Raw genomic sequence first — 12,779 nt, forward strand, 5'->3', positions numbered from 1 at the left:
TACGCAAAGGGATTTTCTTCGTGTTCCTTCGTGTAACAGCTAACTGATTAACGCATAAATTTTAATCTGATATGAAAAAAACAATTGTACTTATTTCAATCCTTCTCCTGGGAATCACACTCAATGCCCAGGAAGGAATCCTTGAAAGAACTATTCCATCTGTAGATATCAAAACCATGACCGGTGAAAAATTCAATACGTCCGGCATTGATAATGCCGGTAAACCAATAGTCATTTCCTTTTTTGCGCTATGGTGCAAGCCCTGCATGAGGGAATTGACGGCCATTGCTGATGTTTACCAGGAGTGGCAGGATGCAACAGGAGTGAAACTGGTGGCCATCTCCATCGATGATGCCCGGTCCATGGCAAACGTGATGCCGACGGTAAACGGGAATAGCTGGGAATACGAGTTTTATTGCGACCCAAACGGTGATTTTAAACGTGCCATGGGTGTTAATATGATCCCGCATATTTTTGTGCTTAACAGTCAGAAACAGGTCGTTTATCAACACACTTCCTATGCGGAAGGCGGAGAAAACGAACTTTTTGAAATAATAAAGAAAGTAGCGGCCGGTGAAGAGATACCCGCAGGAAAATAAGGATTTCCGGTTTATTACTTCTGATTAATCAATAACCAAAATCTATGATCCTGAAAAAGTTTTTAATACTTATATTGCTGGCATTGACTTTACCCGCATATATACTGGCGCAGGAAATTCCCGGTAATCCTACTGTTCACGGTAATTTCCAGATCGATGCCCAGACTTATCATCCGGACGAGGCTTTGGGGATCACCGACTCCGTCTTGCAGGGTAAAACGATGCGGTTGAATGGGTACGGTGATATCCGGTTCTCAATGTGGCGGTTCAATGCAGGCCTTCGCTATGAAGCCTATCTTCCGCCGCTTGCAGGATATGACCCGAATTACCAGGGACAGGGTATCCCATATTGGTTTGTAGAATATGGCGATGAAAAACTTCAGATTACAGCCGGCCACTTTTACGAACAATTTGGAATGGGTATGATCCTGCGCAGCTACGAGCAATGGGACCTGGGCTATGATAATTCCTTCAACGGATTAAGAGTTAAATACAGCCCGGTTTCAGGCCTTAACTTTAAAGCTCTTATTGGGGTGCAGCGCTATTACTGGGAACCGTTTGCAGATGATAACAGGGGTATTGTCCGCGGCTTTGACGGGGAACTGATGCTGAATGATGCCTTCAACGCCCTGAAGGAAATGAAAACACGAGTGATCCTGGGTGGAAGCTTTGTCAGCAAGTACGAAAAGATGCGCACCAAAACACTCATTTCAGATACGATAAAATATGAATACCAACTGCCAGCCAATGTAGCTTCTGCCGGAGGAAGGGTGAGCATTTCCAATGGAGGATTCAATTTCTACACGGAATACACGCATAAATTCAATAATCCGACGGCTTTCAATAATTACATCTATAAAGACGGCCAGGCGCTGCTGTCATCTCTCTCCTATTCCCAAAAAGGCCTTGGGGTTTATATAGCCGCTAAACGGATCGATAATATGAGTTATAAATCGAAGATGACCGAACTCAATAACGTACTCGATATTAACTTTATCCCGCCATTGACAAAGCAGTTTGTTTACTCGCTGGAAAACGTTTATCCTTACGCCACTCAATTAAATGGGGAAGCAGCTATACAGGGACAGATTATATATACAATCCCGAAGGGTACTAAGCTTGGAGGTAAATACGGGACCAAGCTCGAACTGAATTACTCGAGGGTCCACGGGCTGGACAAGCAGGCTATTGCAGACAGCATTCCTGTTGATTCTACCGGGACCCTTGGCTACAAGGCACCCTGGTTTAAATTCGGAGACCTTTATTATCAAAGTATTTCTGCTTCTTTTGAGAAGAAGATCGGAAAGAAGGTAAAGTTGAACATCGAATATATTCATATTGATTATAATATTGAAGTTGTTGAAGGCCATCCTGGTGCTGAGATGGTACATGCCCATGAATATAACATCGAATTTACTTTTAAGCTGTCATCAACAAAATCGTTACGGCTGGAATATGAGGAGCTTTTGACCAAACAAGACAGGGGTAACTGGGCCATGCTCATGGTCGAATTCAATGTCGCTCCCAAATGGTTTTTCTCTATCATGGACCAATATAATTACGGTAATCCTGATGAAGATATGCGTTTGCATTATTACACTGCTGCTGTGGCTTTCGTTCAGGGGCCTCATCGCCTTTCCCTGGCATACGGACGCCAGCGTGAAGGGTTGCTTTGTGTCGGAGGTGTCTGCCGCCAGGTGCCGGCCTCAAACGGTTTTACACTTAATATCAGCACCAGTTTTTAAAAGGAATATGATGAAAAAAATATCCAAAATAATTGCTTTGTTTGCTTTATCAGCCCTTATGATCCCTTCCTGTGATATCGTGGAGGAGCCTTACCTGGTAGCGATAGCAGGAGGGAACGGGCCGGGGCCGGGTGACAAAGTCCGCAAAGTTTTGCTTGAAGACTACACAGGCCAGAAATGCCTGAATTGCCCCGAAGCTGCCGAAATAGCCCATACCCTTAAAACCCTCTACGGTGAACAATTGGTATTACTGACCATTCATGCGGGATCTTACTCCACACCGGATGCTACCGGAGATTTCACTGCAGATTTCCGCACCCAGGAAGGTGCTGAACTGAATTCTTTTTTCGGATTTCCGGGTTATCCCATGGGAATGGTAAACCGCACAGAATTCGACGGATTCAGGATCCTGCTTAAAGACAGCTGGGAGGCAGCCGCTGCAATACAGACCGATTTAGAGGCCCAGGTCGAAATTATTATTACCAATACTTATAATACCGGAACATCAAAGCTTGATTGTCTTCTGGAAACTGAGTTCCTGAAAGATATGGACGGAACCTATAATATTTGCGTTTTCATTGTTGAAAGCGGTATCATTTCCCCACAGGAAACCGAACAGGGAGTAAATCTGACCTATGAACATAATCACGTTCTCCGGGGATCCATGAACGGAACATGGGGTGATGTTGTAGGTACAGATGGCCAGGCTATCTCCGGATCTGCATTGACAAACAGTTATTCTTACACAATACCTGACGGATGGAATGCTGACAACTGCTCTGTGGTTGCGTTTGTATACAACACGACAACAAATGAAGTGGTGCAGGCGGAGGAGAAGGATTTACTGCCTTGATTCAATCAAAATATCCAGCAATTTGATGGCGGCATCGGAAATCACCGTGCCGGGGCCAAAAATGGCTACTACGCCGGCTTTGTGAAGGAAATCATAGTCCTGCGGGGGGATAACGCCACCTACAATCACCATGATATCCTCCCTGCCAAGCTTTTTCAGCTCTCCAATCAATTGTGGCACCAAAGTTTTATGCCCGGCTGCCAGGCTTGAAACCCCGATAATATGCACATCATTCTCCACAGCTTGCCTGCCCGTTTCAGCCGGCGTCTGGAACAGCGGCCCGATATCTACGTCAAAACCGATGTCAGCATAGCCAGTGGCAACGACTTTAGCGCCGCGGTCATGGCCATCCTGGCCCATTTTAGCAATCATGATTCTGGGCCTGCGGCCTTCCAGGGCGGCAAACTGATCAGCCAGGTCGCATGCTTTATTAAAGCTTTCGTCGTTCCTCGATTCGGCAGAATAAACGCCTGAAATGGATCGGATAACAGCCTTATATCTTCCAAAAACCTTTTCACAGGCATAGGATATCTCCCCGAGCGTAGCCCTGGTTTTGGCTGCTTCAACGGCCAGTTCGAGCAGATTGCCTTCACCTGTTTCACATGAATGGGTGATCTTATCAAGGACCTTGTCGACATCGGCCTGGTTGCGCCGGGATCTTAATTGTTGCAGCCGTCTCACCTGGGAATCCCGAACCGCGGTGTTATCGACTTCAAGGGTTTCCATGGGCGCTTCCTTATCCAGGCGATATTTATTTACTCCCACGATGGTGTCTTTGTGCGAATCGATGCGGGCCTGTTTGCGTGCAGAAGCTTCTTCGATGCGCATTTTAGGCAGGCCGGTTTCGATAGCTTTGGCCATGCCGCCGAGGGTTTCCACCTCTTCAATCAGCGCCCATGCCCTGCGCGCAATGCGATCAGTGAGGTATTCCACATAATAAGACCCTGCCCAGGGATCGACAGAGCGGCATACCTGCGTTTCTTCATGGATATAGATCTGTGTATTCCGTGCGATGCGTGCGGAGAAATCTGTCGGTAAGGCAATAGCTTCGTCGAGAGCATTTGTATGGAGCGACTGTGTACCGCCCAGAACAGCACCGAGGGCTTCCACGCAAGTCCGGGCCACGTTGTTGAACGGATCCTGCTCGGTGAGGCTCCAACCGGATGTCTGGCAATGTGTGCGCAAGACCATGGATTTTGGGTTCTTCGGGTTGAACTGCTTCACGATTTTTGCCCAGAGCATACGAGCGGCCCTCATTTTGGCGATCTCCATAAAATGGTTCATCCCGACTCCCCAGAAAAAGGAGATGCGAGGGGCGAAATCATCGATATCCAATCCGGCCTGTGTACCTGTCCGGAGGTATTCCAGCCCGTCAGCCAGGGTATAAGCCAGCTCGAGGTCGGTGGTGGCGCCAGCTTCCTGCATATGGTACCCGCTGACGCTGATGGAGTTGAACTTAGGCATGTTCGCGGAAGTGTATTTGAATATATCCGCGATAATGCGCATAGAAGGCAATGGAGGATAGATGTAGGTATTCCGGACCATAAACTCCTTGAGGATATCATTTTGTATAGTCCCGGAAAGCTGGTCAAGACGGGCACCCTGTTCCAGGCCGGCCACTATATAAAATGCAAGCACCGGTAAAACGGCTCCGTTCATCGTCATCGAAACCGACATGCGGTTGAGCGGGATCTGGTCGAATAGGACCTTCATATCCAGGATGGAGTCGACAGCCACCCCGGCTTTTCCCACATCACCAACAACGCGTTCATGATCGGAGTCATAACCGCGATGGGTCGCCAGGTCAAATGCAATCGAAAGCCCCATCTGGCCTGATGCCAGGTTTCTGCGATAAAATGCATTTGATTCCTCTGCAGTAGAAAAGCCGGCGTATTGCCTGATGGTCCAGGGTTTTGTCACGAACATGGTAGAATAGGGACCGCGAAGGAATGGCGGGATACCCGCTGCAAAATTAAGATGCTCCATTCCTTCCAGATCATCGGCTGTATAAACCGGCTTAACCGGTATACCTTCGGCTGTCATCCATTCCTCGCTACCGATGCGATTCTGAAGTTCCCACTCTTTGGAACTGATCTTCGAAGAGATAGATGTTTTATAATGAATCTTTTGAAAATTTGGTTTCATTGAGAATATTTTTTCTTGTATTGCTTACTTTAAAATAGAACACGGATGACACGGATTCAACGGATTTACGCGGATTTTTAATACTTCTCCAAGCATCCATGCTTCTATGCTTTTCCGTTCCACTGTTTCACCGTTCCACTGTTTCACCGTTCCACCGTTCCACCGTTCCACTTTCTTCAATTCCCACCAATCGCTGGAACTTCCTCAACTCCTCCAGCACATTCGACTTTACATGGATAAAATGCTCTATGCCCTCCGCCCTCAGCCGTTCCAGGTGGTCCTTCGGATAACCGGCAATAACAATCACAGCTTTATCTTTGAGTTGCCCGCCGATTTCCGGAATGATGACAGGATATTCATCATCCGAACTGCAGATCACGGCAATTTCCGCCCGGCTTTTAATAAAAGCCTTCACACCATCTTCAATAGTCTTAAATCCAAGGTTTTCGATCACCTCAAAGCCTGCACAGGCGAAGAAATTCCGGCTGAATTGTGAACGTGCCATGCGCATGGTGAGATTACCATATGGAAACATAAAAGCAGCGGGCCGTTTATGATCCTTTGCATAGGAGTCGGTACGGTACCTGATCTCCTCGAAAGGTTGTGCCCCACGAAAAGCCTTCAGGGTTTGCACTACCGATTCACTATCTGAGCGATCATTTTCCTCCAAAACATCAGGGGATATTTTTTCAGTCTTATATTCTGTGAAATTGGGATACTGGTTCACTCCAAGAAGGATATCCTTCCGGTTAGCGAGATCCATATTGCGTTTGCGGGCTGTTTCCGCTATTTTCGTCTGAATGAATCCCTGGTTGACTGCTTCGAGGAAACCGCCGCGGGCATCCACTTCGAGGAAAAGTTTCCAGGCTTCAGCAGCAATCGAATCGGTAAGGTTTTCGAGGTAATACGATCCTGCAGAAGAATCTACGACCTTGTCCAGATATGACTCTTCCTTCAGCAGCAGTTGCTGGTTGCGGGCGATCCGCTCCGAAAAGTCTGATGGTTTTTCATATACTGCATTGAAAGGAATGACAGTGAGGGAATCTATACCTGCGATAATGGAAGACATGGCTTCGGTGGTAGTCCGCAGCATATTCACATAAGGGTCATACATCGATTTATTCCAGCTTGAAGTAACCGCGTGGATATTCATTTTGGTCACTTCCTCCTTGCTGGGTCCGTAAGCTTTGACAATATGGGCCCAAAGCAGGCGGGCAGCCCTGTATTTGGCTATCTCGAGGAAATAATTTGACCCTGTGGCAAACCTGAACTTAATCTTCGGTGCGATCTGGCTGATTGAAAGGCCTTTTTCTGTCAGAAGTGTAAGGTACTCAGCGCCCTGGGAAAGGCTGAAAGCCAGCTCTTCCAGGATAGTTGATCCGGCATTGTTAAAATGATCGCTATTTACACCGATCACCGTGAAATGAGGCAGATGAGCTGATACCAGGATCATTTGCCGGATTTGATCAAGATCTTCTTCTTTTGAGAAATAATAATTTCCACTGGTGATCAGTCTTCCGAAAGGATCAAATTCGATGGAACCGTGTATCTTCTGAAAGTCGCGATTATAGCGGACAAGCATTTCATAGTGGTTCTTCAGGACCTGAAGGGCGTTACGGCCGCAATGCAGATTGATTTCGACCATTTCGGCAAAAATGTTCTTCAGCAGCAGGTCGAGGTCATCTTTTGAATATTCTTTGTCATCTTCCAGGATGAATCCCAGCGAATCAATTCCTTTCATCAGGATATCTAAAGCCTTTTCGTTGGCCCGTTTCAGGTCGCTGACAATAATATCCTGGCGGATGAACCAATCGTTTCCTGCTTTTTTTGTTCCCCTGACAAAAGGAAAAGAATCGGGGAACGGAGCCGTCAGATATTCCAGGGTCTTCAGATCTTCCGCAGTATAGTATGGTTTTATCTGTAATCCTTCCTCGGGCTTGTAAACAAGTTTTTTCTCGTAATCTGCTCCTTTCAGGTCTAGTAATATCCTGTCTTCCCATTCCTGAACAGAAACCGGAGGAAATTCGGAAAATAGCTTTTCTTTTTTATTATGATCTCCCATAAAATATCATTTGTAAACTTTAGCTGAATAAAAATTTCACGCAAAGGATTGCAAAGAAATTAGAAGAACGCAAAGTAATCAGGCGGTAAATTTACAAACAATAATGACAATCCCGATTCGCCGAAGGCGGAGAGGAGGGTTCTGTTGACTAAATAATTTGATTAATACATTGCAAAATGCAACGTTTTGTACTATCTTTGCATTTCAAATTATCATAATCATGGCAACAGCGGTCAGAATTTCAGATAGCTTACTCAATTCAGCCAGGAAAATCAGCAAACTTGAAAACCGGTCCGTTACCGGGCAGATTGAGCATTGGGCACAGATAGGTAAAATCACCGAAGAAAACCCGGATATGCCTTACAGTCTTATAAAGGAACTTTTATTGGGCCTTAATGAATTAGAATCCGGTGAATTTTCTGAATATCAATTTAATCAGCCCTGATGAAAGTCATTCAATCAAGAATATTTGAGCGCAAGGTGAAGAAACTTTCCAAACCGCAAAAAGCTCAGCTTGATGAGGCCATCAGGGAAATCCTCCGGAATCCTGCTGTTGGAGAACAGAAAAAAGGAGATCTGAAGATGGTTTTTATTTATAAATTCCGGATAAACAACACCTTGTTCCTGCTTGCTTATGCTTACATTCCTGAAATCCTTGAATTGATCATGTTGGGGCCTCACGAAAACTATTACAAGGATTTGAAAAATTATCTGAAGAAATAGAAGCTTAAAATATTCAAAATCTTTCAAATAAAACTTGAGTTCACTCTGGGAAGGCCCTTTTTAGCCACCAAAGCACTAAAACACCAAAACACACTAAAGTTATTTAATTGATAATTAACTTTTGGTGATATTTAGTGAATTGGTGTTTTGGTGGCATTTTTGAATTTATTACTTTTCGGAGCGCCTCAATCTTTAAAGTTCCAATTTATAATTGGTAATGATCTTTTTTCATTTCTTTTTGACACTACTTACGGTTTGATGGTTTGCATATATGAAGTTTTAAAATATTGGTATTAAACCCTATAATAAATGTCAATTACTTGGATTTCAAATTATTATTCTTGTCATCACTATATACACAATCGTGATCTGAATTGTAGCTCATCTATTCTTTGGGCATATAAGTTGCTGGACTGCATTGTGCAAATTTTGTTTTTGCTGTCAATGAAATCTTATAATCGATTATAAATAAATTTAACAGCCGGTTGAATTCCGTTTGTTTCTCCTGCGGAAGTTGGTCTTCAGTTTTTACATTTTTAGTCATGAAATTATACAGAAAGTAATCTATAGTCCCGTCCGAACTGAAATAAATTCTGTTGAAGCACTTTGTGGGATTATTCCAAATGAAATTGTTTGCAGTCAGAAACTTTCCAAAGTCCTGCAACAATTTCACGTATGATTCATACATTGCTTTTTGCTCTGTTTCTGTTTTAAAAACTGCTTGTGAAGTATCCACATGAACTGCACTTTTATAAATGCTGTCTAAATACTGAATCGATATACCTTGTTTTTTTGCGTCCTCAAATGTCATAGCTAAATGTTGACCTAATGTATGCAGGCAAGCCACGAGTAAAACTGTTGTAATGAAATTTTTTTTCGCATTCATTGGATTTTATTTAAAGTTTGCAATATCGTTATAGGGTTTCAGCTAACAAAAATGTAAAGTTCATCTAAATTCTCATTAATTGCAAACGGTAAGTGCCGATATTTGAGAATAAAAATCAACATCGATCAGATCAGATAATTGATTATTTTACATTAAAACCTTATATTTACAGAGTCATTAATTCGGTATCTACTATGAAAACCTTTTTAAGTGCCCATATTGATTACATTATTTCAATCCTCAGTTTTCATAAAAATAATAGTATTAAATTGATGTTAATAATGCTATTGTGTTTATACTGCAGCCTATCCGCATTCAGTCAGTTTACTCGTGTGAATATTCCCTCATATCCAGGTTGGGGAACAAGCTTTGAGCAAGGAAAAATGGATTTCGGCGATATGCTTACGGGTTATTTTTCTGCTTACGTATATTTCTCCCCAAGCAGCGGTGGTGAGCTTTGGTTTTATCAGACAGTTGATGGAGGGGCAACCTGGGTAGAAAAAGACATATTCTGGGCAGGCCCCTCTTGTCTCAACAGATTTCTGTACGCAGTTAACAGGGATACATGTTTTATAGACTTTTGGACAGATTATTCTGATCATTTTAAGAGGGTTTCTAACAGCGGAATGACGTGGTATAGTTATTTTAATTCTTTTGATATTGAACCCAGAAATATCCGTAAGCTGAATGATAGTGTATTGTTTATGACTGCAAAGCACTGGGGATTGACAAACGGACCTTTTAGTTATTTATACAGGATCGAAGGAAATAACCTGATTGAGGTTTTTTATACGAGGGAGGATTCTCTGCAATTGCTGAAACCCTTATTTATCAGCCCTGACACAGGATTTATAATTTCATTTTACCCATCCGATACAACTTATACAATTCTCAGGACATTTGATTCGGGTCTTTCATGGCAACCATGCTTCACGAATGATAGTCTTACGATTACCGATATCGGGTTTTTTACGCAAACAATCGGTTTAATTTCATGTTCAGAGGGGCATATATTCAGAACAATTGATGCAGGGACAAACTGGGAAGCAATCGAATTAGACAATTCAAACAAAATCAACTGCCTGGATTTTGTAAACCAAAATATCGGGTACTGCGGTGGGAATAACGGCAGCTTTTATGTTACATCAGATCAGGGCCAATCCTGGGATGCTCTCATATTTCCTTATAATGAGAATATTTACAGATTAAAAATGTTTGAACAGAACAATGGTTATATTTTCGCAAGTTTTATATACCGTTATTCGGATAATGTGAGCCTATCAGAACCAGATATTATACCTCTCAGTATTTTCCCAAACCCAACTGGCGACATTATTAATATTGAATCCTCGTGCTTTTCGGACAGAAAATATGACGTAAGTTTGATTAATGCTATAGGAAAATTAATCTATTCAGATACAAAAACAGGTGATCAATTCCGTCTGGACATGTCTTGCTATCCCACCGGTATTTATTTTCTTATCGTCAAAGATGGGACGGCAAAATCTATAAAAAAAATTATCAGGAAATGAACTCCAGGGACTCCATCCCAGAAGATAGAATCCCCTTTCCGATCATTTTGCGTTTTGAACTTTAAATTTTTAATTTTTAATTTTTAATGATGTTCATCTCCTCCACCAGGTGCCCCGCACCTGCATATTTATCCATGATAAAAAGACAGTACCGGATATCGAGCACGATGTTCCTGCACCTGCCAGGATCGTACATTATATCGCTCATGGTTCCTTCCCAGTTGCGGTCGAAATTTAAACCGATCAGCTCCCCGTTGGCATTCAACACCGGGCTACCGGAATTGCCCCCGGTTGTGTGATTTGCTGCTGTAAAACACACATTCATCACACCATCCTGACCATATTGGCCATAATCCTTTGCCTCATAAAGTTCTTTCAGCCTGCCGGGAACCCTGTAATCGTAAATATCGGGATCATCCTTCTCCATGATCCCCTCCAGTGTAGTCTGGTAATCATAATAGACCCCGTCTTTTGGATAGTAATCATTCACCACTCCAAAGGACACCCTGAGGGTGAAATTGGCATCCGGGAAAAGAAGTTTGTCTTCCTCCATCTCTATGATTGCCTTCATATAAATGCGCTGTAAACTATCCTGCCTGACCATCAATTTCTGGTATGGCTGTAAGTAATCAGCCGAATATTTCCGGTAAAAACTCATCATAACCTTGAAAACCGGGTCTTTCTCAAGTTTACCCGCTCTTTTTGGGTTAATACCGCCCATGAAGGCTGTCATGCGTTCTTCCGACACAAAAACAGACGCTGTATACACCCAATCGGTGTAGGTATTTATATCACCCCCAAATTTATTGTCGATGAAAAGGTAGATGTCCGGCAATTCGTTCCTGCTGACCGACCGGCGGAAATGATCCATCATCGCATAAAACAGTTTCCTATCTGTCGCCATGTCATAATCCTTAAAGAATCCAGGTATACCGGCTTTGAGCCGGTCAACTTCCTTTTGCCAGTCCTCTGCCGCAGGTTTTTCCATCGCTAACAAGTTTCTGAACCCGGCAGCATATCGGATAATATCCAGGCTCCAGACCGCTTCCGAAAAATTATCAATCCAGGATTGAAACGGCTTTAGCTCTTCAGTCAACCGTCTGTAGTCCGGAAGGATCCCGGAATAAGTCGTACCTTTCTGGTCGGCCCATGACTGGAAATCAAGTTCGAAAGCCTCCTTTTTTTCGACGGCATGAAACCGCTCCAATCCTTTGCTTTCGCCAAGCCATTTCTTCCAGTAATTAGCCACACCGGCATATTTCGAAGCATATTGTATCCTGACTTCAGGATCTGAAGCCATACTGCTGCCCATAATATCTAACTTCATACGGCGGATTTCAATCTTATCCGGGTTGGACCCCTCTGCTATGAATTCAACCATATACGATGGAAGATATTGACTTGTTGATGCCGGGTAGCCATAAACCATCGTAAAGTCGCCCTTATCCACCCCTTTCAGGGAAACCGTAAGGAATTTTTTTGGCTTATAAGGGACGTTGCCTTTTGCATAATCCGCCGGCAGGTTGTTACTATCGGCATAGATCCTGAACACGCTGAAATCGCCTGTATGCCTGGGCCACACCCAGTTGTCTGTATCCCCGCCGAAATTTCCGATCGCAGATGGCGGCGCTCCAACCAGGCGAATATCCTTAAAAACTTCCGTCACATAAAGGAAATACTGGTTACCACCGAACAACGGTTTTATATCCGCCTGGTAACGGGTATCTTTTATGGCTTCCGCTATGATCGTTTTTCCGGCCTCATCGATCGTTTTCTGCCGGTCTGCTTCATTCATGCCTGCTTTTATACCGGATAACACTTGATCCGTAACGTCTTCCATCCTCACGAGCAGGGAAACTGTAAGTCCGGGGTTAGAGAGCTCCTCTTCCCGGCTCATGGCCCAGAAACCGCCTGTCAGGTAGTCATGCTCAATGGAACTATGCCGCTGGATGCTGCCAAAACCGCAATGATGGTTGGTAAGCAACAAACCCTTATCAGAAACAATACCACCCGTGCAGCCCCTGCCAAACAATACAATCGCATCTTTAAGGCTGGCCTGGTTGATGCTGTAAATATCTTCAGCCGATAGCTTCAGCCCTTTTTTCCTCATTTCATCAAGTTTCTGTTCACCCAGGAGGCTGGGGATCCACATGCCTTCATCGGCCAGCAGGCTTAGAGCGTAGAGCATTGTGCAGAGTATGAGAGAAATCCGTTTCATAGTTCAAAGTTCAAAA

General features: G+C 43.8%; 10 protein-coding genes. 6 read left to right on the forward strand and 4 right to left on the reverse strand.

Annotation, left to right across the window (positions count from 1 at the left end; genetic code table 11):
* Positions 1-71: 71 nt before the first annotated feature.
* The 3 genes from M0Q51_12265 to M0Q51_12275 are packed head-to-tail and all read left to right on the forward strand — an operon-like array spanning position 72 to position 3,197.
* Entirely contained in the window at positions 72-599 is a 528-nt protein-coding gene (locus M0Q51_12265; GenBank protein ID MCK9400752.1) for a TlpA family protein disulfide reductase, read from the forward strand.
* Between the two features lie 44 nt (positions 600-643).
* The gene (locus tag M0Q51_12270; GenBank protein ID MCK9400753.1) at positions 644-2,344 is read left to right on the forward strand and encodes a DUF6029 family protein; all 1,701 of its coding nucleotides are present in this window, start codon (positions 644-646) and stop codon (positions 2,342-2,344) included.
* A gap of 10 nt (positions 2,345-2,354) precedes the next feature.
* Positions 2,355-3,197 (forward strand): Omp28 family outer membrane lipoprotein, encoded by an 843-nt coding sequence (locus M0Q51_12275; protein ID MCK9400754.1) that lies wholly within the window; start codon positions 2,355-2,357, stop codon positions 3,195-3,197.
* Here the strand turns inward: M0Q51_12275 and scpA are convergent.
* Positions 3,186-5,342 carry a methylmalonyl-CoA mutase gene (gene scpA, locus M0Q51_12280; GenBank protein MCK9400755.1) on the reverse strand — a complete coding sequence of 719 codons (2,157 nt, stop codon included), beginning with the start codon at positions 5,340-5,342 and terminating at the stop codon, positions 3,186-3,188. The genes M0Q51_12275 and scpA overlap by 12 nt on opposite strands.
* Before the next feature lie 127 nt (positions 5,343-5,469).
* Positions 5,470-7,404, reverse strand: coding sequence for an acyl-CoA mutase large subunit family protein (locus tag M0Q51_12285; protein ID MCK9400756.1), 1,935 nt, complete (start codon positions 7,402-7,404; stop codon positions 5,470-5,472).
* 220 nt (positions 7,405-7,624) lie between these two features.
* On the opposite strand from M0Q51_12285, the gene M0Q51_12290 reads away from it, so the two are divergent.
* Both M0Q51_12290 and M0Q51_12295 read left to right on the forward strand, forming a co-directional pair.
* Positions 7,625-7,849 (forward strand): ParD-like family protein, encoded by a 225-nt coding sequence (locus M0Q51_12290; GenBank protein MCK9400757.1) that lies wholly within the window; start codon positions 7,625-7,627, stop codon positions 7,847-7,849.
* On the forward strand, positions 7,849-8,127 hold the full coding sequence (locus M0Q51_12295) for a type II toxin-antitoxin system RelE/ParE family toxin (GenBank protein ID MCK9400758.1): 279 nt from the start codon (positions 7,849-7,851) through the stop codon (positions 8,125-8,127). The genes M0Q51_12290 and M0Q51_12295 overlap by 1 nt, the downstream gene beginning before the upstream one ends.
* Before the next feature lie 385 nt (positions 8,128-8,512).
* On the opposite strand, the gene M0Q51_12300 is transcribed toward M0Q51_12295, so the two are convergent.
* The gene (locus tag M0Q51_12300; GenBank protein ID MCK9400759.1) at positions 8,513-9,013 is read right to left on the reverse strand and encodes a hypothetical protein; all 501 of its coding nucleotides are present in this window, start codon (positions 9,011-9,013) and stop codon (positions 8,513-8,515) included.
* Between the two features lie 332 nt (positions 9,014-9,345).
* On the opposite strand from M0Q51_12300, the gene M0Q51_12305 reads away from it, so the two are divergent.
* Positions 9,346-10,545, forward strand: coding sequence for a T9SS type A sorting domain-containing protein (locus M0Q51_12305; GenBank protein ID MCK9400760.1), 1,200 nt, complete (start codon positions 9,346-9,348; stop codon positions 10,543-10,545).
* Between the two features lie 76 nt (positions 10,546-10,621).
* Here M0Q51_12305 and M0Q51_12310 read toward each other — a convergent pair whose 3' ends face one another.
* Positions 10,622-12,763: a S46 family peptidase gene (locus tag M0Q51_12310; GenBank protein ID MCK9400761.1), complete on the reverse strand. Its 2,142-nt coding sequence runs from the start codon at positions 12,761-12,763 to the stop codon at positions 10,622-10,624.
* Positions 12,764-12,779: the final 16 nt, after the last annotated feature.

The organism is Bacteroidales bacterium (assembly GCA_023229505.1).
In the GTDB taxonomy this organism is placed as follows: Bacteria; Bacteroidota; Bacteroidia; order Bacteroidales; family JAGOPY01; genus JAGOPY01.